Genomic DNA, 26892 nt, shown 5'->3' with positions numbered 1-26892 from the left:
GTCGCCCCTCCGTGTCCAGAAGAGGCGGTTCCGGTCAGACATGTCTGCCCGACGCATACATCTTAGCACATGCTGTCGCGTGGACGGATTCCCTAAACCGCGTGTCGCGCGATCTGCTCGCTGAGCGCTGCGATCTGCGCGTCCAGCTCAGCCTCACGGGCTTCGAGGTCCAGGAGAACCTCCAGGTCCTCCAGCTCGCCGACCCGGAAACCTGCCCAAGACCGGACGACAGCGCCTCCGCGAAAGACCTCGACGACCGGTGCTGCCGAGTGCCCCTCACTCCGGAGATAGGTGAGCGTCTCTGGGTCCGTGGCGTCGAGAACTTCGTAAGGGATCCCGCGCCGGTCCAGCCACCGGTAGGTGGCGGTGCACTGCGGGCACGAGGACTTGGAGTAGACCGTCACGGTCGAGCGGGTGCTCATGCCGGGACCTTCTGGGCCACGAGCTTCACACCGGGCCAGGAGCGCGGCGCCTGCGTGACGACGTGCCCAAGGCACGGGGTGACGAAGGCCTTCTTCTCTGCGCTCCAGGTGCGTGCTCGGTACGTCCCGCTCGGGGTCGTCGCTGAGGCCCGCTCCATGCGGACCATGAAGGTCGACCCAACGCGAACGTGCTCGCGGCGCGCGACCTCGGCGGGCACTAGCCATGCCAGAGCTTCCGCCACGGTCGTGATGGTGCCGGGGACCCGACGGACCCACGGCCTGCCCCCCTCGGTGAGCCCACCGACATACGCCAGCGTGCGGTCCCGCCGCAGCCCCTTGTGCGTTCCGTAGAGCTCGAAGCCGCTCGCGCGGAGCAGGACATCCCCACCGTCACGGTCCGCGGTCTCCAGGGGCGTCACCTGCCAACCCCAAGGGGAGTCGCCGCCGATCTCCGTCTCCCAGCCACGGCGCTCGACGGCCTTGCGCCAGGTCCAGAGCACGCGCTCGGCGCTCCAGCGGGAGGGCGTGGGGGTGCCCGCGCGGCTCACGCTTCCACCTTCTGGCGGAGGCTCGTGAGCGTCTTACTGAACGCGGCTGCGAAGACCGGCACGGTGAGCCACTCACCTTCTCTGTACAGGAACATGCCGCCGTCCTCCCCAGTGTCATGAGTGATGAGGAGCCAGCCCTCCTCCTCACTTTCGGCGAGGCAGACCGAGTAGCCAGCCGGGAGCCAGGCACCGGCCTGCCTGTAGCGCTCCTGGACGAGGAACTCGTCTCCCAGCCCCCGGAGCCCGTTCGGGTCCTCATCGAAGTCGACGATGTCGTGCCCCTTCTCCGCGAGGAGGCGCGTGATCTCCTCGCGGATGGTCTCGGTGGCAACGCCGCTCCCGGGCTCCCCGTCGAACGCGGTGATGGTGTCCTCGGGAAGGCCTGAGAGCACGTCGGCCAGGGTCGGCCCGCCCGTCGTCTCGGTGAGGTGCACCATGGCCGGGGTCTTGGGGGTGGGGTTGCGCTTCATGGTCATGCCCTTCTTCTCGGTGGTCGTGCTCGGGGTCGTGCTGCGGCCGCTCATGCTGCGACCTTGCTCTCGGAGTTGATGCCCATCAGGACGTTCCACACAGCCATGTGGAGCGTGACGTCGGGGAGGTCCCCCCAGGTCTTCACGTTCTCGGGCACGATGGCCTCGACGCGTGTGCCATCGGCCAGGTGGACCGTGATGGTGTCGTCCTTGACCTGGATGTTTTCGACCCCGTCCCACGTCTCAGCCGAGACGATCGTCGAGATGGACGACTCGATGGCCTCCCACGCGGACTGGCGGTGAACGGCGAGCGGCTCGGTGAGGAACCGCGCGCGCAGGCCCGGCAACCCCTCGACGGTCGACCGCAGGAAGGCTTCCTCGAACGTCTCCGGAGCCAGGTCCTCGCCAACGTCTCGCTGCGCGTCACGCACGGCCTGGCGCTGACGGCGCGCCTCGGCCTGACGGACACGGGTGGCGACGAGGGCCTCAGAGCGGTCCTGGTCGGCATCCCAGAGCCGGCGGGCGTGCTCCAGGCTGAAGGTCGCGGCGCCGCCGTACTCCCTGGTCCACAGGGTGTCGCGGTAGGAGGTGAGCTGCTCGATGGTCGGGGTGCTGCGGGTCATGGTCGTGCCCTTCGGTCGGGTGTTGCTGAAGCCAAGTTCGATTCGACTTGACTGTCTTGCCTACATACTATACAACGTGTGCGCAAATCGGGTTGTTCCCGATTAGTCGGACAAGTTTTTCAGGCTGCGATGAGCGCCTGGACGTCGGATGCCCGGTAGAGGGGCGACCGGTCACGCGAGCCCTCACGGAGGCGTCCTCGGCTGCTGACCGGTGCCAGCCGCCCACGGTGCGCCCAGGAGCGGACCGTCGCCGCCGAGACGCCGAGCTGCTCAGCGGCCTGCTGGGCGGTGATCAGCTCGACCTCGACGACGGCCTGGGAGATCCACGCGTCGAACGCGCGCTCGGCGCCGCACCCGGTGCACACGACGACGGGCTCGTGAGTCGTGGCCCATCCCGTCGGGAGGGTCCACGCGGTTGCCCCGCACTCGCAGGGGGCGATCCCGGCAGGGGCTGCGACCCGTGCACCGACGACGGCGAGGTCGAGCGCCCGCTCAGCCCGGTCGACGCTCGACTGGAGCCACCGGCCTGCACCCCGTACGAGCCGGTGATCCGCCAGGCCCTCGGCGGACGCTACGGCACAGAGGTCGGCGATCGCTGCTACGGCTCCCTCGACGTCCTCGATGCGACGCTCGAACCTCTCGCCGGCCAGGACGTCGATCAGGCCCGTCTCGACCTGGATCGACCTGCGTGCGATGTCCACCAGGAGGCTGAGCGACTCACCGCCCGGCAGTGTGGTCGGCCGCAAGACCCGCCGCGCGCGCTCGGTCGTGGAAGCCTGGCCGGTACGTGCACGGTGAACGGTGGCGCGAGGGCGGCGCGTGCCGCCACCGGCCTGCGCCTCATGGCGCAGGAGGGGGAGCAGCGCGAGGAGGCGGGCGGCGAGGGTTGCTGTGGTCGGCTGGATCATGGTCATCTCCGTGGTCGGGGTGCTGCACTACGCGGTCACTAGGGAGCATGCGCCGGAAACGCTTTCGCCCCGGTTGGAGCCGAAACGTGCTCACTAGACTGGTGTGCGGGAGAAGCGCAGAACACGGCGGAAAGCGCTGGATTCGTCTCACTATCTGGTCGTAGGGGATCTGTGCGCATACATGCGGAACGGCGTGCGGAGGAGTGCGAGGAAAGCGGGCGCGCGCCCCTCGGCATGCGAGGATCGCGTCATGGTGGATCTGGCGTGGGTGGCCCCGTTCGCAACGGGCGCTGCGGGACTCGTGTCTGCGGGCGTGGCGTGGCGTGTCGCGACCAACCAGCAGCAGCAACTGCGCATGGCGCTCGAACTCCGCGAGAAGGTCCCCGAGCTGCTACGCGCCGAGTGGGACGACATGATCTACCGCACGACGTCCTCGATCATTCGTCGCTCTAAGAAGACGTATCTCCCGCTGTATCTCCTCGTCGGCTCATGGTTGTTTCTGGTGTCTGGCGTTGTGTTCGACACGTTGTGGCTCACAGCCGCAGGTGCGGTGTCTGCCCTCGCTGGCTTCATTGCATCTTGGGTCAAGATCAGGCAGGTCAAGCGCGATTCGCGAGATCGGATCGAGCGGATCGAGGCCAAAATCAGACATACCCAAGACCTCATAGACGAGACTCGTGCCCGTCAAACTGAGCAGGCGGCCCTGATCGGACCTATGACTAGCGAGCTGATGGCCGCGCTGTTCGCGGAGGGTATGTCCAAGAAGGAGCTATACGCCTACCTCCACGGAGTTCAAGGTGCTATCACTTCCCACGGCGACCTGCCACCGGATCCAAGGGGGGAGAAGGGGATGTCAACTCAGTGGCGTATCCGCGCTCGATGGAGGAGGTGGAGGGAGCGCACGTTCGTGCTTCCCGGTGACATCGTCTTCGTGCCCGGCTTCGATCCGAAGGCGACGAGTGAACATGTCGTCGGCGGCGACCGGCAGGGAGACGAACCCGGAGACTGACGTAAGAAGCTGCGCTTAGTCTTCCCCCGCGCCACGCCCGCGCGCATCAGATCGCCCCGCTTCTCCAAGTGCGAGACTCATGTATTCAGACTGAAAGAGGATCCATGGGAAAGCCCATCTCGCCAGCCGTCCACCTTGCCCTCGGCATGCACTCACAGCCAGGGGTGTACGCGGTCCTCCTGGGGTCGGGAGTGTCGACCGGCGCTGGGATGCTCACCGGCTGGGGCGTGGTCAAGGACCTGGTCCGGCAGCTCGCGGGTGCAACACCATCCGCTGACGAAGAGTCGAAGACCCTCGCGGCGACCGACCCGGAGGCCTGGTGGGCAGAGCGCGGCGACGGCGAGCTCGGCTACTCGTCTCTGCTCGAAGAGATCGCACCTACTCCTGCTGCCCGGCAGGGGATCCTCGCTGCGTACTTCGAACCCAATGACGAAGAGCGGGCGGAGGGTCTGAAGGCCCCATCCGAGGCTCACAAGGCCCTCGCTGAGCTCGTCAAGCGGGGGACGGTAAGAGTCATCGTCACAACGAATTTTGATCGCCTCATGGAGCAGGCTCTGGAGGCGGTGGGAGTGTCCCCGCAGGTTATCAACCGGCCTGAAGCGGTTCGTGGCATGGCGCCCCTGGCGCACGCGCAGGCCACCGTGATCAAGCTGCACGGCGACTACCAGGACCTCGGCTCGCTCAATACCCCATCAGAACTGGAGGCCTACCCGACCGAGTGGACCACTCTCCTTGCGCAGGTGTTCGACGAGTACGGCCTTCTGATCGCTGGCTGGTCGGCTGACTGGGATGCCGCGCTGGTGGCGGCGATCGAACAGGCGCCCAGCCGCCGATACCCCCTCTACTGGGACAGTCGCAGCAGCAAGGGTGCGACGGCGCAGCGCCTCGTGAAGAACCGGCACGGGCAGGTCATCCCCACCGATGGAGCCGACACCCTCTTCAAGGAGCTACTCGGGAGCGTCGAGGCGCTCGACCGCCTGGCTGAGCCGCCGCTGACGACGGCGATGATGCTCACGCGGTTGAAGCGCTACCTTCCAGACCCCGTTCGCCGAATCGACCTGCACGACCTGGTGATGGGGCTCGCGGCAGATGTTGTCGATGAGATTCATCAGCAGCCCACGATGGTCTCCGGGTTTGACGGTGCGGCCATGGAGGAGCTGCTCGGACAGTACACGGCGGTATCGACACCTCTTGCTCGCGCTCTGATCACCGGCGCGTGGCACGATCCGGACGGAGAACACGACCAACTCTGGCTGGACGTGATGCAACGCCTGGTCGACGCGGGGACCGCTACTCTGACATCGACCCTTGCCGTGCTGGATAGCGCTCGGCTCTACCCCGCGTTGTTCGCCTACTCGGCGCTGGGTGTGGTGGCTGCGCGTCGCGGCCGCGAAAGCCTGTTCGTCAACATCGGGAACGAGGTGAAGGGGCGCCCTGGGCTTGGGGGAGGGGGAGTGCAGCGAGCGGCGCAGCTCCTGCACCCGCAACGGTTCTTTGAAGATGGTCTTCTCCACAGCATGCCGCGCGCCAACCACCGTCAGCTTTACAGCCCACTGAGTCACCACATGCGGGCCGATCTGCGGCCGCTTTTCGTGGATGAAGTTCTGCTCGACAACGACTTCATCACTGCTTTCGACGGTTTCGAGTATCGGCTAGGGATTCTCCAGGAGCTCCAGCAATCCGATCCAGGGGCTTGGCGTGCCGTGGACGGCGAGTACGTGTTGCGGCACAGATGGGCATCCGACGACGTGGAGGACTACCCGGTGATCGAAGATGAGTTCCGAGACCAGGGAAGGGTGCGGGCTGACTGGCCTTGGAGCAAGCTCTTGGGCGGGCCTGAGTTGTCGGACCGGTGGCTGAAGAACCATCGCGAACTCTTGCGGAAATATCGCTGACGCGGGTACGTCATGCGGCTGTCCTCGCTGCGGCGGGCACCCTCTTCAGAACTGAATGGCCGTGGCCGAGCCGGACGCCGACGACGGTGTACCCACGACCTGCCCAGTTGGCCTTGAAGGCCGGGCCGTGGACTGACGGGTCGAAGTTCGGGGGCAGGTCCACCCGAAGCTCACCGCTTGCGTGAGAGACCGGTTCGGCAGGAGCCTGAGCCGGCTCCTGGACCGCAGCGCCCTTCTCGGCACGGGCGGCGGACCTCTCGGCCTCTCGGACAGCCGCGAAAGCCCGGACTTCCTCCGCCCGAGCTGCGGCCCGTTCGCGCTGCTGCCTGATGGCGGCTGCGCGAACCGCCCGTGGCGTCAGACCGATCGTCGGGTCAGACTGGTCCGCAACCCTATCCAGCGCCTCGCGGACCGAGTCTCCGGTCCACGACCTATGGTCCAGCCCGACCTCGGCCATGGCCTTCAGGGTGGACCGCACGGTCCGCTGGGCCGAACCGATGACGACCGTGGGGTCCTGGCCCGCAGCCTGGGCCACAGCGATGCCCCAGGCCCGGCCTGAGCCGCCGAGCGCGGACCAGGCGGGGTGCTCAGCGGACCGGATGAGGACCGCAAGGGCGTCTTCGCCGCCGTCGAGAGTCTGGGCGATAGCCTCAACGGATTCGCACAGCACGTCATCGGTCTGGGCCGCGAGCGCTGCCGGGATCGTGCTCGGCAAGCGATACCTCCCTGCGGTTCCACGACCACCGGAGAGCCGCACCAGCCACCGGCGCTCGATGGCCGTCTGGATGGCCCGGGCGGCTCCCTTGTCCGAGAGCCCCAGCCGGGCACCGAGCTCGTCGTAGGAGACCTGCACCCCCAGCCAGCCGTTCCCCGAGTGCAGCTGCTCCAGGACCTGAACACCGATCGCCGCCGCCGCTAGCCTGGCGCGTTGCGCCTGCACAGCACGAGCACCTGCTGGTTCGACGGCGAGGCGTCCGATCAAGCAACGGGCAACCCGCAGAGCATCCCGCTCCCTTGCCGAGTCCGTACCGGACTCTGCGACATACCGACGAGCCTTGGACACGAGGGACCGCCACACGGCCGTGGACTCGACAGGAGCACCGAGCTCACCGACCCGGCGCAGGGACGCACGCAGGAACCGGGGCGGTACAGCACGCGAGGGGTCTCCAGCCCAGCAGAGCGCAGCCAGAACCAACTGGGTGGGGGATGACCCAGTACGGGCACGCAGAAGAGCGCGAACCTGGGCGTCGAGGACAGCGGGTGCGAAAGGTGCGTTCATGCTCTAATCTTACTATCACCATGCAACTGAGGGGCGAAGCCCCGTAAGTTGCAAATAGGTGAGAGGAAGAGCGGAGCAAGTGATGAGCGCGTGTTCGTCGCGGCCGCGAGGTCCCCGCAGACGACCAGCGTGGGTGAAGAGCTCTGACGGCGGGCACTGGTAGGGCGGCAGCGCACGCGCGGCAGGCAAGCTTGCTTGTGGCCAGCGAGCGGGAGTGCGAGAACACGGTGCGAGGGTTGGGCTGTCGACGGTGACAGCGAGCATCCACAGCAGCAGGGGAGCGAGAGCACGGCTGCGCCCGTCGACGACCAGCGGCGGGTGGCAGGGCTGCGTGACCAGGGCACCGGCAGGCAGGGGGCGCAACGACGACGGTGCGGACCCCGGTGCGGGTGTCGGGTCAGCTCAGCAGGTGCAGCTCAGGGGCTTGGGCAGGGCGGGTGGACCGGCGGGACTTCGGTGGGGTCGGGTTCGGTGAATCAGGGGAGGAACTTCGTCCCTCCCCTGATTCACCTTCCTCTACTTACCTGCCTGCCTTTTCATCCACATGGTCCCCCTCAGCCGGCTCATTCACTTCTCCGGCGAGCCGGGAATCCTTGCTGGCCTTCCGGACGACCGCTATGGCCTCAGCTTGGAACGACTCGACCAACGCTGCGATTCCAGGGTCGTACGTATCGGCGAACTGCTCGACCGCGCGTGACCGGTCTAGAGCCTGTTGATCTGTGAGCGACCTAGCCCACTCGATCAGCACAGGCATGGGTGGACTGTCCTTGTGCTCCGAGAGCAGGCCGACCAGCGACGGCCGGGCCATGTACGCCTGGACCCGTTCGTTCGCTCGCTCTCTGGCCGTGGCGTAGCCCCCTCCCCGAAGGGCCTCCCGTTCATCGATGTGCCCGACCGAGGTGTCGAAGGTCGCAGGCAAAAGGTTGGATTGCTTTGAACCGGCGATGAGGGTCGGGATGGCGATGTTCCTCACCCAGGTCGCGAGGTCGCTGACCTCATGGACGAGGACTGGCCACGCGCCGGTCGTCGGGTGCTGGATCGCGAGGGTCGCGTAGATCGAGGCGGGAACTTGGTGCCCCAGGAGCGTCCAGGCCAGCACGTCCCCAACCTGCGCTGGCTCCTCGCTGGGCGGGGCGAGCGTGATGGCATCGCTGGGGGAGTCAGGACGCACGAGCGGTACTCTCACGGCCGCGACGGTGGGTGAGCGGTGCTTCGACAGATTGGTGTACGCAGCGAGGCGGTGCAGCGGATGAGCCTCTGGAGCGGCGTACCGCTGGTAGGGCTGGAGTGACTGAATCCGCTGGTGCAGGACCGAACCCGGGAGGATCGGCGCGGGCATCCTCTTCGCGCCCTTCTTCTCCCAGTCAGCGAAGTCTCCGAGGGTGTCCGACGCAGGCATTGAGATGCTCCCCGGCTCCCGGTCCCGCATCTTTCGACCGAGCTGGTACTCCACCTCTGCGTAGAGGGTGTGTTCGATCGCGGCCCGCAGGGTGGTCAGAGCATCAGCAGCGTAGAGAGCGATCGCTCGCGGGACGGGCCGGATGCCGGAGATCCTGGTCTCGGACCTGCCGTCGACCGGTACCTCGATCAAGTCGAGAGGGCCGTCGTCGCCTCGCGTTTCGCCGTACCGCAGCACGAGCGCGCTCAGATGGTCGATCAGCTCTTCAGAGTGCGCGAGCGTAGCAGCCACGGGTAGGTGGTGGTCAGGCAACCAGGCGAGGTGCTGCGGCATGGTGACACCGTAGCGTTCTGTGCGCCGAACTCGTCACAGATTCGTCGGAGTCGTCAAGTCTTCAGGCGGAAGCCAGGGCTCGCGTGTACCCACCAGACTCCCGAAGGCTGGTGGGGCTGTACCCGTGAACTTAGGGGGGAGCGCAGACCGCTCAGAGAAAACCTCGTTCATCGCTCCGTGCCTTCGCTCTGGTCACTGCACGTCATACCGTCCCGTCGGCTTGAACGAGTGGACCGATTTCCACCTGGTGGCGGGTCGGCAAGTCCAGGGATAGTGGCCTGAGTCGGTCGAAGACTTCTGCGAACTGAGTGATGAACGGGCGGTTCCAAGGTGTGGGGTAGACGGTCGCGACTGACAGCCCGGACCTTTCCAAGAGCAGCTTGCGGAGATGTTGTTTCGAAGACGGGGGGACGTAGATGCGGAAAGCCTCGCTTCTGCGCTGTACGGGGCTCCCCGGGTCGCCTTGATTGCGGATCCGAGAGTCGAGCCAGTGATCTGCAGGATTCAACGTCGTCTTCCCGTCTTCTTGAGTCTCGACCGAGGGTGAAGTCGCAGCCTTCTTGGAGCGACCGCCGGGCTTCGGCTTTGTGGAAGGGCCGAGGTCGAAGGGTAAGGTGCTGTCCGAGTTGTCTGCATTGGCGAGGGGGCCGATGAGGAAGGAGCCCCGCTGTATACGTAGACGCTCGGTGACATCGGGCGCCTCGTACCACCACACGGCGTTTCCTAGCGAATCGCTGATGTTCTGGCCCTGAGGCCCTCCATAAGAACGTGGATCTAGGGGTTTGATCCACCGTTCCCGGGGTGGTTTGAGGATTCCAAACAGGGACCCTGCGCGGTCATCGAACTTGTTGGGCTGTTCTTTGTCCGCGAACGCCACCATCCAGAGGGCGATAAGCGGATCAGTGGAAACGTCAAGGAGAGGTGTCGCGGCGCCGTAGTGCTGAAGGTGAGCAAGGAGTGCTAGGTCGGGGAGGAGGGTCTCGCTCTGGCGATCGAGATGCGCGGTCCGCGCGTGGAGCAGGAGGTTGGCTGTTGCTGATTTTACTGTCTCCTCGGTCTGGTCAAAAGTTGATTTGCGGACCCGAGTATGGACTGACGGCTCAATTCCGTGAGTGTGATCGGCCTGCCCCCTCCATAGCCAAACTTCGTCCTGGAATGTTGTATGCATCCATGATGCGACGGAGAGAATCTTTCGAGCTTTGTGTTCCGCACTTCCTTTAGGGCTCCACGAAATCATCTAGCGACCTTCCCTGTTCTTTGGTGCGTTCGTACGGCCTGCGGGTCAGTCGTTCCCATACTCGTCACCCCAGTCCCGCGTGTCCTCCACCACGGTGAGGAAGGTCTCGGGGAGCCCCGCTTGGGTGATGTACATGGTCCCGTTGAGGACGAGTCGGCACGTCGGACAGCTGAAGTAGTCCGAAAATACCTCCAGGTTCACGAGGCCCTCGTACTCGTCGTATCCCGAATCGGGAGATCGAATCTCTGAATTCTCGACGTCGTCTCCTTCTATGGTCCCGATGGCTCCACAGGCAGGGCAAGTCTCGGTTTCGTTGTATGAGAGAGAGGCCGTGAGGTAGGCCGGACTGGAGAACTCGCGGGCGGTAGCCTCCGTCATCCTCCCCGACTTCTTCATCGCGAGGCGCTGTTGCGCGTGATTGATGAGCATCTCCACCCGATCGGCAACATTCTTCCGGTTCTTGTCGAGGTGGCTTTCAACCACGCTCTCCCGCTCGAATCCAACGAAGTCGTCGATGGTGCGGTCGAGTGCGTTGATCAGGATGAGTGCCTGTGCCCAGAACTTCGGCCACCAGGCTTCGGCCGGGATGGGGCTGAAGCGAGCTGAGGCGCCGTGGAGATAGTTGTTCCGCGCCCCGGTGATCGCCTTCGCCTCCTTCTCACTGAAGGGCTTGAAGGCCTTGCTGCATCGGCTGTATAGCGTGTGCGCTGGGATCGACTTGAACTGCGCGTCTCCCTCGATGAGGCCTGCGGCTGTGAGCAGGTTGTCCCCATCCTCGGAAGGTGTCGCGATGAGAAGTGGGGAGCGCTTCGACAGAGCAGCTTTCGCCAGCAGTTCGAGCGACAGGGAAGCCCAGAGCGCCTGCTCGTCGAAGGATCTAGGTTCATCATCCATCGCGTGGTTGATGAAGAGGCGCGCCTTCATCCAAAGCGCGTGGTGATCGTACGAGGCGATCATGATGTCTTCTCTACTCGATAGGCCAGCCGCGTGAGCGACCTACCTTCGTCCCCTGCCGCCACCGAGCCGCGCGCGTGAAGTGCGCGCTTGTTATCGATGAGCAGGACCAGATTCTCGGTGTCCCATGAGAACGGGTGGGCGTTCGCCAGCTGCTCCTCGAAGTACCTGGAGACTTCTCGGGCCCTCGCGTCGAGTGGTGTCATGCAGCCGGGGTCGTACCTCATGCGACCCCGGCTGAGGGCTGTGGTCAGAAAAGTGTCTTTCCCGGCATCGACCCGGAAGACGCCTGAGTAGATGCCCTTCGGGGTCGTGTCGTAGGTGACGTCCTTGAAGAGGTACGTAGGTGTTGAGGACGGTGCCTCGCCCATCAGCACGATGAGGTCTGGTGGCTCTGGGGTGTGAGCGCCGTCCGTGTGCAGCGGTTGGGCCCCGAGGCCGTACGTTGCGCTCATCGACGCCGGGTGCGCGTCTTCGGCGGACAGCGGCCGCAGAACCGTCTCCGGCGTGGTGTCGTCGCTTCGCTGCTTGATTGCGGTCCACCCCTGAGCGCGGGTCATCCAGGAGAGCTCTGCGAGAGTGCCGATGCTGCTCGACCACCCGTTCTTTCTCGCTTCCTTGTACATCACTGCAAGGTCCATCCGATGAACATATCGGCAGTCGCTCACGGTTTCGGCTGCACACGCTCCGCAGGGATCCACGCGAACCAGGTTTCACCCCAGCCGCCATCGTCGGGCTGCTCGACCAGGACCACCCTCGGGGCCGTGGCCACGACATCTACGTCGTACACGCGCACCACGCCGTCGAAGCACCCCGCCTCGGCGATGGCGGCACGCGGCGCGATCATCCGCCAGCGCCTCGGCGTCGGAGTGACTGGCCTCAGGAGGCGTCCGAAGTGACGTCCCGTGCCGGTGACGAACTCGCCCTCCATAGCCCTCCTTTCGAACGTGCGTTCGAACAGCCTACCGGCGCCAGTTCCCCATTCACGGTGGGGTGCTACCATGTAGTAGGTAATAGCCGTTGAGTAGTAGACCCGCCACCGGAGGAGACAGCATGACCGAGATCGAGACGACCCCGACAGCACCCGCACCCACTCGCCTTCAGGCGGACGGGAGGCCCATCATCCTGACCGTGACGTGGCTAGTCGGGCTCCTGGCTCTCGCGTCCTTCGCTGCGGGTGTACCGGGGCTGGTGGCGGTCGGCCGGTGGGCGCTGCTTCCTGGACCCATGGCTTTCCTCGTCCCGGTCCTCCTGGACGGCGGGATTCTGGTGATGTCTCTGGTTGCCACTGTGAACAGAGCGAGAGGAGACCGGAGTGCGTTCGCGTGGTCGGTCCTCGGGGCCTTGACCTTGGCTTCCATGGGGGCGCAGATCGCCCACGTTCTGAGCGAGCCGTCGGCGGGTCCATGGACGGCGATCGCTGGGGCAGCCCTCGCTGCGAGCTTCCCCGCTCTCGTCTTCGGATCCACGCACGCCCTCCTGCAGATCGCTCTGGCGCCAGCCCCGGCGAAGCGGAACGCTCGCCGCGCGAAGGCCACCAGCAAGGCCGTTCCTGCCCCTGCGGCGGCCCGGAAGCGCCCCGTCATGCGCGAGCCCGAGGCGGTCGGTCCAGCCCCGCTGCGGGCCGTCCGAACGCCTGCTCACGGGGTTCCCGCAGTGGTCGACGCGGACCGTGAGGCGCGACGCGAACGGGTTCGGGAGCTCAGGGATGCCGGTCGCTCGTTCTCGCAGATCAGCGTCGAAACAGGGATCCCCGCATCGACGGCTAAGAGGCTGGCGGCTGCTGCCTGACCCCGCTCGGCCGTCTGACTGAACCCCTGCACCGGCTCCTCCCGGTGCGGGGTTCTTTCGCGTTCGGAGGGGAGTTGGCATCGCATGCGACCCTGGTCAAGTCATGACATACAGCAGAGAACGTCTCAACCGGACCAAGTCGGACCGTGGCTTCACGCTGGCCGAATTGCTCGTCGCCATGGTAATTATGTCCGTCGTGGTCGCCATGGGGATCTCTCTTCTCTCGTCCACCTTCCGCGTCGCCGCGTCCACGCAGACCAGGGGTGACCTCTGGAGCTCGATGACGAATGCCAGCGTCCAGCTCATCCGCGATGTCAACGACGGGTCCAAGGTCACGATCAGCGAGCCTCGCCACCTGGCCGTCCAGGTCGTGCGCGACGGAAAGTGCCAGACGAGGGACTGGGAGGTCGTCGACAGCGAGCTCATCTCGACCACGACCTTCTACGACGCGACCTCCTGCGGCGGCGGCGGCTCGACCGAGCGCAAGGTCGTCGCCATCAAGGGCGGGCTCTCCCGGTTTGAGTTCACCTACTACTCGTCCGCGTCCATCGACAACGCGCTGCCCGCGCCCGTCTCGCCCGGCGTGGTCAACCGGGTCGGATGGTCGATGAGTGCGACCCCGGGCGACAGCACGGCCGTGCTGAAGCTAGAGAGCGGAGCGGCCTTCACCGGTCGTGGGGCCTCCACGGACGGCACCGGCAAGATCGGGGACCCTCTCGCGGGCTTCCTCTCGGTCATCACCAATGGCAGCGGGATCGAAGGCGTGTCTGCGCCCGTCCTCTCCTGGACTGACGCGACCCCCGAATTGACGCAGGGCTGGGCGGTCTACAGGACGTCCTACCCGGATGGGGCGGACGCTGCCAGCAGCGGCGGCTGGGTGCAGGTCGCCTACCTGCCTACCGCCACCCCCGCGCCGGGTGTCATGACGTACACGGACAGGACCTTGCCTCGCGGCTACACGGGCATTTACGTGGTGCGCGCGACCGTTCCTGACGGCTACGGCCCGACGTCGAACCAGAGGGCCACGGGCTTGCGCCCGTCTGCTGCTGCCGTCACCAGCGACGGCACACCGACATCCATCGATCTGGCATGGACGTCGGCAATCGGCTCCACTGGCTACGACATCTACCGCACCGACGGCGCGGGCACGGCCACGACCCCAGAGCTGTACCGCCGGTGGGACGACATCAAGTCGACGGCGACCAAGACTAGTTCGGGCGCTGCCCTGCGCTGGTCGTGGACGGATACGCTCCCTGCTGGCCGCGCCCACACCTACGCTGTCGTTCCCGTCAACAGGTGGGAGAGGGCGGCCACGACCTCGTCACAGACCGCCTCCTTGCCGACCGGAGAGGCCTTGACGAAGCAGTACGCCGGTGGCACGGGCACGACCCAGAGGGTCGTCCGTGACGTCTCCAACCTCACCAACAACTTCACCTCTCCGGCTGCTCCGACCATCGCCCTGACGGCGAACGCCGACTGGTCGAACGGCATCGCGTACACCCCAGCGCCTTGGTCAGGTGGCGGCGGCACGATCGTCACTGCGCCTACCCGAGCCGCTGATGCAGGAGCGCACCGCGACCGAGGCTGGGAGACGCAGGAGAAGCGCCGGTCTGGCGACGCCTGGGCGAACCTGTGGACTGGGGGAGCGGAGGTGCCGCGCGGCACTACGTCGAAGGTCGCGGCCTACACGCAGGCGGGCATCGGCGGGCAGTACCGCTTCTACCAGGCGCGCACGGTGAACACGTCCGGGCCGAGCACGTGGAGCGGTACCCAGAGCATCCTCCAGCGGCCTGCCGCCCCGTCGTGCGTGGCGACGCCGACCGGCCTCACAACACGCCAGATCACGGTGGTTGGCACACCTGCCCCCTCGGACGCACCGAGGCTCTCCTCGCGGACGTACAACAACGGCAGGGAAGGGGGCGCCTGGTACTCCTTCGAGGGCTCCGAGACGACGGTGGTCTTCGACCGTATGACGCACAACACGCTGCACGGGTTCCTGCAGAAGACGCGGAACGCCAGCCCTGCGAACGCGGGCTGGTCCGACCCTTCGGCGAAGTGTGACACCCGGACGGCCGAGCTGCGCGTGTGGCTCTCCGATGGGTCGTCGACGACCCGCTCGATCTCGGCTCGGCTCCACAACGCCGGGGGCAACTCCGCGAGTATCACTGTCGAGGGCTTCCAGACCCAGCCGTCCAGCGGTGGGGGACAGCTGCATAGCTTCGGCGAGAGCAACCCTGGACTGTCTGACGGCTCGACCTACACCCTCACCGCGCGCCTGACGGATGACTACAACGACGTCTCGTACCAGGACCGCATCGCTACCCGAGAACTCCCATCCCCGCGCCTGGGCTTCGACTCCATCACGACCCAGTCGATCCGAGCCTGGGTCGACTGCGGCGGAGCACCCGGATGCTCGGTCATCGGCCCTGACGGTCAGGAGCTCGGCTCGGGTACGACCTGGAGCCGGCTGAATCACAACCGAGCGCACTCCTTCCGAGGCCACTCGTCCGACGGGTGGAATCACCGATACTCGGACGCCCAGGCGCGCACCCCAGAGTTGACGGTGGCGACCCCGACCTGCTCCGTCAGCCGCGATGGCGTCTATGCCCCCACGACCGTTCGCTGGTCCTCCAGCGGCTCGCTCAGCCGGTCATCGGTCTACGCAGGCAGCCCTGGCTGGTACGAGGCCGCGGCGACCGCGACGCGCTCCGATGGCTGGAACGTGGTGCAGAGGGAGAACAGGTGCGGGACGACGGTGGCGCAGCGGCCGTATGTCAGTGGTGGCGCGACTGGTGGCACTCCAAGCGCGGTCTGCACTCAGTATCAGGGTGCGGGAGCGCACCTCTTTCGCTCCGCAGGCGGACCCCCTTCCGGGTACTCCTTCGGAGACTTGGTTCAGCAGTACGGCATCTACCGGGGAGGATCTGTCGGTACCAGCGACCTGAGTTGCAACTTCTTCCGTCAGTACCAACTTGTCGACCTGGACGGCTTCATCGGCGGCGAATGGGGACAGATGGTCTTCTGGTACCAGAGTGGATCCGGCGCCTCCTGACCGCGCAGGGGAGGACGACTCAGCTGGTGAGGTCGACCATCTGAATGCCCGGGTTCGAGTCGATCAGACCTTGGGCGGCGGCAATAGCGCCATCCCTGGTTGTCGAGCGAGTGTCACCAGCGGCTGCGGTGAAGTCTCGTGCGTTCGCCACATTGAAGGCTCGGACGACGTACTGGCTGCCGGTCAGCGAGCCGTCTGCGCCGTACTCACCTGCGTGGGTCAGGAAGAGGGCCGAAAGTCCGGCCTTCTCCATCTCCAGACGAAGCGCCGCCTCCTTCGTGGCCTGTGCGCTGAAAGCGCTCTTGTCGGCAGGCGCCGTCGGGGTGCTGTTCGCCTGGATGTCATTGACGACGATTTCGGGGAGAGCGACGCCCGGCTCGACGACCAGGCCCTCGCCGCCCGAGTTCGGGCTGACGTAGACAGACACCCCCTCAGCCCGGAGCTCTTCGACCGCGTCGGCCGGGACGGCGTCACCGGCGACCGGGGCTGGTGCCTCGACGGCAACCGGCTCGACGGTCGGTGCAGGCTCGGTTGGAGTCTCCATGGCCGAGACGGACGGCGTCGGCGCAACAGGCACAAGGGAGTCGGAGCTGCACCCCGAGACGAGAAGGCCGAGCGCGATCGCGCCGACGGTCGCGGCGGTCCTACAGTGTCGAGCCCTCATGGCATGTCCCCTGGCTAGTAGCTGGATCTGAGAACACTGTAGCATGCCGGGATTTGAATGTGGTAGGGTCCTATAGCGGCAAGATCTGCCGCATCCGGATTCTGGAGGCTGAGTATGTCGCTCCCCGCCATGACCACCTAGCTGGTGGCCCCATGCGGGCTCTGCCGTACGAGCCCCAGGACCGACATGCACGCCCAGGCCGACACCGCCCTCTCCACCCCGACCGACCTCCGAGGAGGTGGCCGCCATCCTCCGACAGCACCACGAGACGGTGCTGCGCGGCCTTCGCGCAGGACGCATCCCCGGGGTGAAGCTCGGCCGGTGGCTCACCCGCCGCGAGGACCTCGACGCCATGCTTGCGGACACGCAGTGGAGTAGGAACCGGCAGCGTCACAGCGCACCGACCGAGCCGACCCCCGTCAGGGCTCAGGCTTCTGGGCGGCGCCCCAGCTTCTGAGAGCACTTGACTCTCTGCCCCAAGGTCATGGGCTAGAGTCGGTCTATGCCTGCGCCGAGAGCCCCACGAAAGCCGACTTCGGAGGCCAAAGGGGTTTCGTGGGAGCCCGGACGGCAGCGCTGGGTTGCCGCGTTCATGCACGAGGGCAAGCGCGTCAGGAAGCGCTTCGTCGACGAGGAAGATGCGCGTAACTGGTACCGCGATCGCGTAGGGCAGGCGATCGGGTACGGCGCCGCACCCATCGACCCGATCCGCGAGCTCACCCTCACAGACTGGCTGCGTACCTGGATGCAGGCGGTCTATGACGATGTTGCCGCAGGGCGCCGAGCCCAGACCACAGCGGAGTTCTATGACGGTATGTGCCGTCTGCATATAGTGCCGTACCTCGGGCACCTCCGACTGACATCCATGACCGCCGAGAACATTCGGGCCTGGCTCCGGGATGACCTCCCGGCGGCGACCTTCACACGCGGCGCCAAGGGATCGTCCCGGCCGCTGTCCGAGGGTACGCAGGCCGGGGCCGCGAAGACGCTCCGCGCCGCGCTCGGGGCAGCGGTCAGAGAGAGTCGCGTGACGGGGCTTAAGGTCTCGCCGTTCACCGGTGTCTCGATCCCGAGTGTCCGAAGAGGGCGGTCGATCACCCCCGGCTCCTACCGGAGCAAAGCGATCCCGATTCGGGACCGAAAGAAGTTGCGGGACTTCGTGGTGGAGCGCGGCTGCTCTCATGGTGCCGGCTTCTGTGAGGCCCGGATCCGGCTCGGGCTGGAGGTGGGCCTGCGCCAGGGGGAAGTACTGGGGCTGCTCCTGACTGACATGAATCTGAAGTCGAGGAGGCTGGAGGTCGGGCATCACCTCCAGCGACAGACGTGGCGGCACGGCTGTGAGGACACGGCCGACGGGTGGTCTTGCGGTGAGGTGAAGGGCCTGACGTGTCCTCAGCGTCAGGATGGGGGACTCGTGCTGCTCCCGGGAACCAAGGCGGGCAGCGACGCGACGCGGTCGATGATCCTGCCCGTCTCGCTATGGGACGCGCTCGTCCGGCACCGGAAGGCGCTGCTTCAGGAGACGCGCGGGGTGCCAGATCCGGAGCAAGGAAAGCTCCTCTTCCGTACGACCTCGAACGAGGCGATCGGGAAGGAACGCGACTACGCAGGATTCGTGCGGCTATGCGAGGAAGCCGGAGTCGCGAGATACAACCCACACGCCATGCGGCACACAGCGGCTACGGTCCTCGCGGACACCGGCCAGCTCGACATCTCGGTAATCAGCGCTCTCCTGGGGCACGCCTCTATCGACGTGACCATGGGGTACGTGCACCCGGGAGCGCGTTCGGTCGAGCGCGCTCTCGCTGTCGGTGTCGGTGTCTGGGATGAGTTGAGCGAGAACGACCTGCCAGAGGACGTCGAAGAGGAGCCGTGGGCCGTCGATGAGCGAGACACCGACGACGAGCTCTGATCTGAGGGCATCACCCTCGCGAAGTCATGGGGTGTGGCGCATGGGGCACACGTGGGGGCAAAAGTGGGGCAGACGAGGGTTGGAGAGCGCTGGATGGTGTGGTGAGCCATCTCGGGCAACGGCCGTCATGAGTCGCTAACGGCGGACGTTTCTGCAGGTCACAGGACTCTTGACGGGGTGCGCGGCCGTGAGGGGACTGGGCTTGGGGATGCCCGAAACGCCCGGGCGCCATTACTGGGGGTCAGGGGGTCGCAGGTTCAAATCCTGTCAGCCCGACCAGTATCAACAAGGTTGAAAGAGACGGTTCCGGAGAAATCCGGGACCGTCTTTTTTGCACCCCGATGAACAGAGCAGACTTGCATCTCGGGAAGCGTGGGGGCGTTGAGGGTGACTCAGGATTGTTGAGGACCTAGTTTGGCAGGCGAGCCGAAGGCCTCCCGTGACCGACATAGAGGTTATGTGAGCTTAGTCGCTCATTTTCACCCTGAGTTCAACTGCCACATCAAGTCCAAACGATCAAAAACTGCGATCACTCTAGATAGAGTGACGATGTGCGCGACGGACGACGCATGGCTTGACGCGGGTCGATAGGAACTCCGCTCGCTAGTTTCTTAATGAACTTGGGGGAAGTTTGCATTCAGAAGCGCTATCGAGTGGCACTCCGACGCACATTGCTTATTTGACTAAAGCCGAAGAAGATCTAGAGTCGGTTGACGGAAAATCGATTGCCGTGTGGGATCTAAGGACGGAACTGCCCGACGCGGTTTTAAGTGACTGGGCAAGACACTTCAGGCAAAACTATTGCCTCGACAAGGATCTCGACGCGATGAGAGATGGCACCAAACTCTCCAGGGCGGAGTACCTCCGACAACTCCTATTCCCATCCGACGTTATTGCGCCAGGTCCCTCGGTCAGGTCGGGTGATTTCGCGGAACTTCTGATCTCCGACTTCCTGCAGTACGCACTTGGACATTGGGTGCCTAGGCTGAAGTACGCCGAAAAAGCCAGCCCAAACGAGTCCGTTAAGGGAATCGATGTTCTAGCGTTCGATCTGAAAAAGTCCGGAGAGTCTTGCGCAGAGGATCGAATAATAATGTTTGAAGTGAAGGCACACATGGCGGGCAAGTCGGCACCGGAGCAACTACAGGATGCGATTGACCACTCCAGTAAGGATTACCTTCGGTTGAGCTATACGCTCAACAAAGTCAAGCAGATGTATCGAGTGCGATCGGACTTCGGTGCTGTTCATACCGTATCTAGATTTCAGGCGAGGGCCGACAACCCTTTTGGCCTCACCTTCGGGGCGGTAGCTGTTTTGAGCGAGCACATTTACGACTCCGCGGTACTAGTGCAGGCCTCCTCGGTAGAACATTCAAACTCAAGCGACCTTGAACTAATGGTCGTTCGCGGGGCGGACCTCATGCGATTTGTTCACGAGATTTACCGAAGGGCGGCAGATGAGGCCTGAATCAAAGAGTCGCGAACTGTTCGCCGCCACTCGTGCACTCGGAAAGATGAATGAGCTTCGCATTGCGGATCCAACTCTTCAAGACGGCGTCCGAATGCTCGAGCCGGAGATGCTGCTGCTGTTGGCAGTTGGGACTCTCGGCGACGCGGCTTTCGAAATCAACGAAAAGAGCCAGCTATCCAGCGAGTTGCAGAAGGACCTTGAGTTCTCAGCAAGTTTTTTTGACGCTCTTATTGCGTCGAGAATCATTCCAGAGACTGAAGATGAAATCTTGCTCCTCGCGTCCTGCTCATACTACCTGGTTGACAGGCCAGGAAGCAGTCTTGTTATGTCAAAACTGCGGCGAAATGTCGAGACCGGAACAGAATTAGAGCGTCTTCTCGATTGGCTTCTCTTTGACGCAACTGAAGAATGGTCTGAAAGCCAGACCGGTGAACGCAGCCTAATCGGCAGCGTTGCTGACGCCACGCGAGAACACTTTCTGAACGGCGGCGATGCGAGTGAAGCAATTTCATTTGCGATGGACCTACGTCGGCGCACCTATGAGGGCTCTTCAGCTCGAGAGCTTCTACTTTCTGATTTAGTACTTGCGGTGCTGCAGAAGCGATTTGCCACATCAACCTGGATGACGCTTCCTTTGGCAAGTGGCTTGACAAAAGAAGACTGGCGATCGATCCTCCCCGACCCTGGATTTCCTAAGCAATTATGGCCAGCTCAACTTGAGATTGGCCGTCAAGGGGTTTTTCGGGGGCAGTCGGCAGTCGTCCAAATGCCTACAAGTTCAGGTAAAACTCGATCGCTCGAGATAATAATCCGAAGCGGTGTGCTCTCAGGAAGAATTCGTGTCGCGGTGATCGTTGCACCCTTCCGCGCTTTGAGTCATGAAATCGCTTCTTCGTTGCGTGCGAGTTTTCGACCCAGTAGCCGCATAGCAGTCAATGAGCTTTCGGATCTGCTCCAAGACGATTTCTCATACGAACTAGCGCGGTTGGTTGCACAGTTAGACTCTTCAAAAGCGATCGCGAGCATTCTCGTTCTAACGCCTGAGAAGTTGCAGTATGTACTCCGCCACAATGAGGCTTTGATGCGGAGGATCGATTTGCTAGTCTACGATGAGGCGCATCAGTTTGATTCTGGCCAACGCGGTGTTGTTTACGAGCTGCTGGTGACTGAAATTCGGGACCTACTTCCTGACCAAGCTCAGACAGTGGCGATATCAGCCGTGATGCCCAACGCGGACGACCTGAGTCGCTGGCTTCTCGGTGACAGTAGCCGAGTCGTTGATGGCAGTGGTCTTGCCCCGACTGCTAGGGCGACAGCTTTCGCGGGTTGGCTCGAGGGTGAGGGACAGCTAGAGTTCTATGAGTCTCTAGAGTTCCAGAGGCCAGATTACTCGCTGGGCAAAGTGATGGATGTGGTAAGTCTCGGCAAGCTTGGTAGTGAGCGAACCATCAGGCGCTTTCCTGATCTGTCAAAACAACTCATTGTTAGCGATACGGCGATTTCTCTCGGACTTCGATTCGTTAATCGTGGCTCAGTGGCCATCTTTGCGGGAACCAAGGCAACCGCGGCAAAAATTGTCCGACGAGTTTTGGAGGTCTTCGATAGAGGTCTTGCGATAGACTCGCCGGCGGAATTCTCGGATGGAAAGGAGGTTGAAGCGGTCGCGTACCTGACGGAGCTTCATTTTGGAGAGCGTGATTATGCATCGCGTGCGGCGCAACTTGGCGTTTTCGCCCACCACGGGAATACTCCAAACGGGCTCAGAGTGGCAATAGAGCACGCAATGCAGCGAGAATTGATCCGATTCGTGGTCTGCACATCCACGCTTGCTCAGGGTGTTAACCTTCCGATTCGATACCTTATCGTCTCGGGCACTCGCCAGGGGAAGGGGCAGATGAGTGTAAGAGATTTCCAGAATCTCCTGGGAAGGGCCGGGCGTGCAGGAATGCACACCGAGGGCTTGGTCGTTTTCGCCGACCCTAAGGCGCACTCAGGTCACACTGGCAACCGTTGGAAGAACTCAAGTGAAGTCCGACTTCTCGACCCGAAAAACTCCGAGCCAATGTCGAGTTCCATCCTCGGGTTGGTCAAGCCCTTCTCCTCAATTACTATGAGGCAAGATTCAAGTGCCGTCGACATTGTCCAAGTTCTCTTCGCATACCGGCGAGGCTTGGTCGATCGCTCGACTATTGGATCGGATGCGCTCAAAGAGCTCGAGGAGCGCCAGGCGATGGTGGCGGTAGTAGAGAGTTACCTCATGGCTAGCAGGTCCGACGTACCATTCGATTCATTCCGTGCTCACGTCGTCACCTTAAGTCGCGGTACGTTTGCCTACGACATCGCTTCAGAATCTGAGAAGCAGGCCCTCGAACAGCTCTTCTTGCTTGCTGCGGAAGACCTGGAAGCTCAAGTTCCAGAACTAGAAAAGCAGACCGCCTTCAGTCGCACCTTGCTCGGTGCCCGCGAGGCGAATTACGTCTATCAATGGGTGCAGAGCAATCGTTCCATGCTGCTCGAGGCGCAGACGCCTGCATCGATATTGAAGCTTGTTTGGCCGCTTTTTGCTGCGACTACGCATACCCTGTCTTTTCAGAATGTCGAGCCGGGTGAGGGGCTCATGGCTCTCTCAGTAGCGTGGGTAGAGGGGCGCAATTACGAGTCCATCTTCGAGCTGTCGTCGTCATTGGAGCTCACTAAACCATATGGTGATAAACGCCAGAGACTTTCTACGGCCGACATTACAAAGTTTCTACATTCGACGCTATCGTTCGATTTTACCTTAGTGCTTTCGGCGGTAATTCAATTTCTTGGAGACAGCGAGGTCCTCCCAGAGAATCCGTTGAGCCTAACTCTGTCCGCTATGAGATATGGCGTCCCCGATCCTTTGGCCGTCTCGGTCTACGATAGCGGGGTGCCGGACCGTGCCGTGGCGGTGATCATCAGCCAGAAACTCAGGGCTGATGGATATGACGGCTTGTCGTTCCGAGAGGCGCGGGTAGCGCACTGGGGTGCTATTGAGGATTTTGTGGCCCTCCTCCCGGAGTGTTTCCGAATTTCGTTTCGTTCGAGCGACGGACCTGAAGCTTGGGAGTTTCGGGGCTGAGAGCTAACTTCGGGCAAGACGAGCGGCTGGCCCGGTGAGAGCAGTGGCCAATGAGGGGCCAGCATCTCCGCTCACCCAAGGGGTGAGTGCCGTCGTGATGCCACCGTCGACCGCGCTCTCCGCACCGTGGACGTACCCGGCACGGTCGGAGAGCAACCACGCCACGGCATCGGCGACCTCCTCGGGCGTCCCAGGGCGCCCGGCCGGTGTCGGGGCAGTCATCGCGGCGATGACGTCGCCGTCGCTCGCATTGATCGGCGTCCGGGTCGCACCGAAGAGACCGTGTTGACCCGCACCCCGCGAGGCCCGAACTCTGCGGCCCAGCTGCGGGCGAGCTGGATCTCGGCGGCCTTGGTCGCGGAGTGCAGGCCGACGACGGGGTGCCCGATGTGGGCCATTCACGACCCGATGACGACGATCGCCCCGTGGCCGCGCTCGGCCATCGCCGGGGCGAGGGCAGCGGTGAGGACGTGGGGCGCACGGATGTTCACCGCGAGGGTGGCCTCGAGGTCGGCGTCGGTGAGGGAGACAGTGTCGACGGGTGGGCACAGGGCGGCGTTGTGCACGATCGCGTCGAGCCGCCCGCCGGCTGCCTCGGTGACCGCAGCGGCGAAGTCGCGCAGGACGTCGGGCGCGGCGGAAAGGTCGGAGGGGATAAAGACGGCCTTCGGGTTGTTGGAGGTGTCGCTGTGATCATTGCCGTCACCGGTCCAGGAGAACCCGTTGATCTCCGTGACGATCGCGTCACCGCGGGTCGTGTCGCGACCGGTGACGATCACGCGCCCGCCATGGGCGGCGAGGGTGCGGGCGGTCGCGGCGCCGATGCCGCTGGTGGAGCCTGTGACGAGGACGGTGCGGGTCTGCTCGGTGGTTGTCATGCATCCTAGTGGGCCCGGGCCCGCAGGCCCCGCACCAAGGTGCGTGCTGCCTGGTCACGGCGTGACCAGGTCCGCGGCACGCAGTGCTCCTACGCTAGGTCGGTGCCTGCTGACCGTGCTGCCCTCGGGGCCTTCCTGCGCTCTCGCCGTGACCGCCTCACGCCGTCGCAGGCAGGCATCACGGCGTTCCCGGGCCCGCGGCGCGTACCGGGGCTGCGCAAGGAGGAGCTGGCCGTGCTCGCCGGGCTGAGCCCGGACCACTACAGCCGCCTGGAGCAGGGACGCCAGCAGAACGTCACCGACGAGGTGGTCCGGGCCTTGTCGCAGGCGCTGCAGCTGGACGACGTCGAGCGTGCGCACCCGCGGGACCTCGCCGCCCCGACATCTCGGCGGCGATGGGCCGGGCCCGAAGCCGCGCAGCGCCCGGACCCGGGGATGCTGCGTCTGATGACGACGCTCGAGCACGTCCCCGTGCTGCTCCTGGGCCGCCGCTCGGAGGTGCTGGCGAGCAACAGGTTGCTGAGCAGTGTGCTGGGTACCGCGATGGAGCCGGGGATGTCGTTCGTGCGGTGGCTGTTCCTCGACCCGGACGCGCGGGCGAGGATCGTCAACTGGGCCGACTTCGCCGCGGCTGCGGTGGGGTCGTTGCGCTACGAGGTGGGTCGTCACCCCGACGACCGGCAGCTCGCCGATCTGGTGGAGGAGCTGCGTGCGGGCGACCCGGACGTGGAGCGCTGGTGGGACGACCAGCGGGTCACCTTCCGCACCTCGGTGACCAAGCACGTCGCCCACCCCACCGCCGGGCCGCTCGTCTTCGGCATCGAGTCTCTCGTGGGACCGCACGACCCCGAGCAGCGCCTCGTCGTTTACACCGTGGAGCCCGACTCGCCTACGGCGCGGGTGCTGCCGGTGCTGGCCAGCTGGTCGGAGGAGGTGCCCGACCGGAGCGGTGCTGACGGGCGTAGATGACCGAGGCTCACCGTCCCGTCGGCACACTCTCGACCAGCGCGCTCGAGAGCCAGGGGGCTGGCCAAGTCGGCAATGATGTCGTCTGGTGTCCCGGTCGCCACGACCCGCCTCCTGTCACATGTGGTTTAATTCGTCCATAAGTATGTTTAAACGATCGAATCGGGCGACGGGCGAGAGAGGTGATCGAGGTGCAGCCGAGCTTCGACTACCTCCGCACGTTCGTTGCAGTGTTCCGGATGGGGACGTTCACGTCCGCGGCGAAGTTCGTCGGGCTGAGTCAGCCTGCCGTCACGAGCCAGATGCAGGCGCTCGAACGTCAGCTCGGCTACCCGCTGTTCGAGCGTCACGGCCGGCGCATCGCGCCGACAGCGAGGGCGAAGGCGCTCGCTGAGGAGGTGGCCCCGCACATCGACAGCCTCGATGCCATCACCGACACAGACGAGAACCTTCCCTCCGAGCGGGCTCGTGTCATCCACATCGGTGGGCCCGCCGAGTACCTGTCTGTGCGGGTGATCCCGCTCTTGGCTCAGATGGCTGATCAGAACGTCGAGTTCAGGGTCACCTTCGGTCTGGCCGAGAAGCTGCTCGTCGATCTGTCCGTCGGAGCTCTCGACGTCGTCGTCAGCTCGATCCGTCCCCGGCTCCGTGGGGTCGCGAGCGTTGCTCTCATCGACGAGGAGTTCCTGCTCGTCGCCTCGCCACGATGGCGGGATCTCATCGGCGACGGTGAGACGGTCACCGCCGAATCCCTGCGTCACGTGCCGCTCGTCGCCTACTCCGAAGATCTCGCCATCATCCGCAGGTACTGGCGCTCTGTGCTCGGGCAACCTGCCGACGGGCTCAACCTCGCTGCGACGATCCCGAACCTTCGCGCGATCACGGATGCTGTCATCCACGGGCTGGGAATGTCGGTGCTACCTCGGTACCTGATCGAAGAGCACCTCCGGAGTGGGGCACTTGTCGTCGTGCTGGACCCTGAGATGGCACCGTTGAACACCCTGTATGTCGCGACGCAGCAGGGCATCCTGCACAAGAACCGCTCGGTGCGGCTCGTGCACGATGCCCTGCTGGCTGACGCTCAGCGCGCGGCCGGGACGTCTTAGCCGGCGGCGAGCAGGGCCACGACCTCACGTGCCACGCCCGTGGCCGACTGCGGGTTCTGCCCCGTCACCAGACGCTGGTCGACGACGACGTTCTCGGTGAAGTTGTCACCGGGCACGTGCGTGGCGCCCTTGCTTGCGAGCTCGTCGGCAAGGAGGAAGGGCACGACGCCCGTGAGCCCCACCGCGGCTTCTTCGTCGTTCGTGAAGCCGGCAACCCGCTTGCCGTCGACGAGGTGCTTCCCGTCCGTGAGCGTGATGTTCACCAGCGCCGCGGGACCGTGGCAGACCGCGGCCACCACTCCGCCGTTCTCGTAGACCTCTCGGCCGACACGGCTGACTCCCTCGCTGCCCGGGAAGTCCCACATCGATCCGTGGCCTCCCACGTAGAGCACGGCGTCGTAGGAGCCTGCGTCGACGTCTGCGAGGGCCGGCGTGCTGGCGAGCTGGCGCGAGACGTCGGGGTGGTTCAGGAACGCTTCCTGCTCGGTGTCACCCTCCTGGCGACCGTCCTGCGGGGCGACCCCTCCCTGGATCGAGGCGAAGTCAACGTGATAGCCCGCCTTCATGAACACCTTCCACGGGTGCGCCGCCTCGTCGATGTAGTACCCCGTGCTCCGGAGCCCCCCGAGGTCGTCATGGCTCGTCAGTACGAACAGAACCTTCTTGGCATCCTGCGTCATCGTCATCGCACCCTTCGGTCTGTAGTCAACACGACCTTCGACAAGCTACGCGGGCGATGTCGGCGCGAAAAATAGCTCTTTTGATGCTGCAGATCGAGGGTCCTGGGTCTGGGCGCGAGCGTCCGGCCAGCCGATCTTCACGGACATCTAGATCCCGAGAGTGGCATTCCGGGGATGGCGAACCACGAGTTC

The 26892-nt window shown here is 64.4% G+C and carries 24 protein-coding genes and 1 pseudogene; 10 read left to right on the top strand and 15 right to left on the bottom strand.

The annotated features are described in order from the left end of the window. Positions 1-92: 92 nt before the first annotated feature. The 5 genes from ASG53_RS11995 to ASG53_RS11975 all read right to left on the bottom strand — a co-directional run bounded on the left by ASG53_RS11995 (position 93) and on the right by ASG53_RS11975 (position 2971). Positions 93-422 (bottom strand): glutaredoxin family protein, encoded by a 330-nt coding sequence (locus tag ASG53_RS11995; RefSeq protein WP_082544000.1) that lies wholly within the window; start codon positions 420-422, stop codon positions 93-95. Then, entirely contained in the window at positions 419-970 is a 552-nt protein-coding gene (locus ASG53_RS11990; RefSeq protein WP_056133193.1) for a hypothetical protein, read from the bottom strand. The genes ASG53_RS11995 and ASG53_RS11990 overlap by 4 nt, the downstream gene beginning before the upstream one ends. After that, positions 967-1446 carry a hypothetical protein gene (locus ASG53_RS11985; RefSeq protein ID WP_156382767.1) on the bottom strand — a complete coding sequence of 160 codons (480 nt, stop codon included), beginning with the start codon at positions 1444-1446 and terminating at the stop codon, positions 967-969. The genes ASG53_RS11990 and ASG53_RS11985 overlap by 4 nt, the downstream gene beginning before the upstream one ends. A gap of 44 nt (positions 1447-1490) precedes the next feature. After that, a complete protein-coding gene (locus tag ASG53_RS11980) occupies positions 1491-2063 on the bottom strand; it encodes a hypothetical protein (protein WP_056133184.1) in 573 nt (190 codons plus the stop codon). Positions 2064-2182: 119 nt separating this feature from the next. Further along, positions 2183-2971 carry a helix-turn-helix domain-containing protein gene (locus ASG53_RS11975; RefSeq protein ID WP_162246150.1) on the bottom strand — a complete coding sequence of 263 codons (789 nt, stop codon included), beginning with the start codon at positions 2969-2971 and terminating at the stop codon, positions 2183-2185. Positions 2972-3221: 250 nt separating this feature from the next. On the opposite strand from ASG53_RS11975, the gene ASG53_RS11970 reads away from it, so the two are divergent. After that, positions 3222-3980, top strand: a complete 759-nt coding sequence (locus ASG53_RS11970; protein WP_056133178.1) for a hypothetical protein — start codon at positions 3222-3224, stop codon at positions 3978-3980. 104 nt (positions 3981-4084) lie between these two features. After that, positions 4085-5875 (top strand): SIR2 family protein, encoded by a 1791-nt coding sequence (locus tag ASG53_RS11965; RefSeq protein ID WP_056133174.1) that lies wholly within the window; start codon positions 4085-4087, stop codon positions 5873-5875. Between the two features lie 10 nt (positions 5876-5885). Here ASG53_RS11965 and ASG53_RS11960 read toward each other — a convergent pair whose 3' ends face one another. From ASG53_RS11960 to ASG53_RS11940, 6 genes are all read right to left on the bottom strand, one after another. After that, positions 5886-6815, bottom strand: a complete 930-nt coding sequence (locus ASG53_RS11960; protein WP_056133172.1) for a hypothetical protein — start codon at positions 6813-6815, stop codon at positions 5886-5888. 859 nt (positions 6816-7674) lie between these two features. Then, positions 7675-8886, bottom strand: a complete 1212-nt coding sequence (locus tag ASG53_RS11955) for a hypothetical protein (RefSeq protein WP_056133169.1) — start codon at positions 8884-8886, stop codon at positions 7675-7677. Positions 8887-9088: 202 nt separating this feature from the next. Continuing rightward, positions 9089-10054 carry an FRG domain-containing protein gene (locus tag ASG53_RS19515; protein ID WP_162246149.1) on the bottom strand — a complete coding sequence of 322 codons (966 nt, stop codon included), beginning with the start codon at positions 10052-10054 and terminating at the stop codon, positions 9089-9091. A 114-nt stretch (positions 10055-10168) separates the two neighbouring features. Continuing rightward, the gene (locus tag ASG53_RS11950; protein WP_056133166.1) at positions 10169-11080 is read right to left on the bottom strand and encodes a hypothetical protein; all 912 of its coding nucleotides are present in this window, start codon (positions 11078-11080) and stop codon (positions 10169-10171) included. Beyond that, positions 11077-11718: a hypothetical protein gene (locus tag ASG53_RS11945; RefSeq protein ID WP_156382766.1), complete on the bottom strand. Its 642-nt coding sequence runs from the start codon at positions 11716-11718 to the stop codon at positions 11077-11079. Before ASG53_RS11945 ends, ASG53_RS11950 begins: the two co-directional genes overlap by 4 nt. A 23-nt stretch (positions 11719-11741) precedes the next feature. Further along, positions 11742-12008, bottom strand: coding sequence for a hypothetical protein (locus ASG53_RS11940; RefSeq protein ID WP_056133161.1), 267 nt, complete (start codon positions 12006-12008; stop codon positions 11742-11744). Positions 12009-12130: 122 nt separating this feature from the next. Here ASG53_RS11940 and ASG53_RS11935 point away from each other — a divergent pair, with 122 nt between their 5' ends. Next, positions 12131-12868, top strand: coding sequence for a hypothetical protein (locus ASG53_RS11935; protein ID WP_056133159.1), 738 nt, complete (start codon positions 12131-12133; stop codon positions 12866-12868). Between the two features lie 103 nt (positions 12869-12971). Continuing rightward, positions 12972-15920 carry a prepilin-type N-terminal cleavage/methylation domain-containing protein gene (locus ASG53_RS11930; protein WP_082543998.1) on the top strand — a complete coding sequence of 983 codons (2949 nt, stop codon included), beginning with the start codon at positions 12972-12974 and terminating at the stop codon, positions 15918-15920. A gap of 19 nt (positions 15921-15939) precedes the next feature. Here the strand turns inward: ASG53_RS11930 and ASG53_RS11925 are convergent, their stop codons facing one another. Next, the gene (locus ASG53_RS11925) at positions 15940-16584 is read right to left on the bottom strand and encodes a hypothetical protein (RefSeq protein ID WP_156382765.1); all 645 of its coding nucleotides are present in this window, start codon (positions 16582-16584) and stop codon (positions 15940-15942) included. Positions 16585-16822: 238 nt separating this feature from the next. On the opposite strand from ASG53_RS11925, the gene ASG53_RS20680 reads away from it, so the two are divergent. The 4 genes from ASG53_RS20680 to ASG53_RS19510 all read left to right on the top strand — a co-directional run bounded on the left by ASG53_RS20680 (position 16823) and on the right by ASG53_RS19510 (position 23070). Next, positions 16823-17041, top strand: a complete 219-nt coding sequence (locus tag ASG53_RS20680; protein ID WP_056133152.1) for a helix-turn-helix domain-containing protein — start codon at positions 16823-16825, stop codon at positions 17039-17041. Positions 17042-17176: 135 nt separating this feature from the next. After that, complete coding sequence (locus ASG53_RS11915; protein ID WP_056133149.1) at positions 17177-18496, top strand: tyrosine-type recombinase/integrase; 1320 nt, start codon at positions 17177-17179, stop codon at positions 18494-18496. Between the two features lie 679 nt (positions 18497-19175). Then, the gene (locus ASG53_RS19875; protein WP_156382764.1) at positions 19176-19964 is read left to right on the top strand and encodes a Hachiman antiphage defense system protein HamA; all 789 of its coding nucleotides are present in this window, start codon (positions 19176-19178) and stop codon (positions 19962-19964) included. 46 nt (positions 19965-20010) lie between these two features. Next, a complete protein-coding gene (locus tag ASG53_RS19510; protein WP_162246148.1) occupies positions 20011-23070 on the top strand; it encodes a DEAD/DEAH box helicase in 3060 nt (1019 codons plus the stop codon). Positions 23071-23073: 3 nt separating this feature from the next. Here ASG53_RS19510 and ASG53_RS20525 read toward each other — a convergent pair whose 3' ends face one another. Both ASG53_RS20525 and ASG53_RS11905 read right to left on the bottom strand, forming a co-directional pair. After that, the gene (locus ASG53_RS20525) at positions 23074-23292 is read right to left on the bottom strand and encodes an SDR family oxidoreductase (protein WP_268793425.1); all 219 of its coding nucleotides are present in this window, start codon (positions 23290-23292) and stop codon (positions 23074-23076) included. After that, positions 23289-23948: pseudogene (locus tag ASG53_RS11905) on the bottom strand (SDR family NAD(P)-dependent oxidoreductase). The gene ASG53_RS20525 and the pseudogene ASG53_RS11905 overlap by 4 nt, the downstream one beginning before the upstream one ends. Before the next feature lie 102 nt (positions 23949-24050). Between ASG53_RS11905 and ASG53_RS11900 the strand changes: the two are divergent. Together ASG53_RS11900 and ASG53_RS11895 are read left to right on the top strand one after the other, a co-directional pair. Next, entirely contained in the window at positions 24051-24917 is an 867-nt protein-coding gene (locus ASG53_RS11900) for a helix-turn-helix transcriptional regulator (RefSeq protein WP_056133143.1), read from the top strand. A gap of 179 nt (positions 24918-25096) precedes the next feature. Then, positions 25097-26020 (top strand): LysR family transcriptional regulator, encoded by a 924-nt coding sequence (locus tag ASG53_RS11895; protein WP_082543995.1) that lies wholly within the window; start codon positions 25097-25099, stop codon positions 26018-26020. Here ASG53_RS11895 and ASG53_RS11890 read toward each other — a convergent pair. Beyond that, a complete protein-coding gene (locus tag ASG53_RS11890) occupies positions 26017-26706 on the bottom strand; it encodes a type 1 glutamine amidotransferase domain-containing protein (protein WP_156382763.1) in 690 nt (229 codons plus the stop codon). The genes ASG53_RS11895 and ASG53_RS11890 overlap by 4 nt on opposite strands. Positions 26707-26892: the final 186 nt, after the last annotated feature.

It is taken from the genome of Sanguibacter sp. Leaf3, assembly GCF_001425965.1.
Lineage (GTDB): Bacteria > Actinomycetota > Actinomycetes > Actinomycetales > Cellulomonadaceae > Sanguibacter > Sanguibacter inulinus.
The sequence above is the reverse complement of the archived record's forward strand: the minus strand, read 5'-3'. Positions and strand labels throughout refer to the sequence as shown.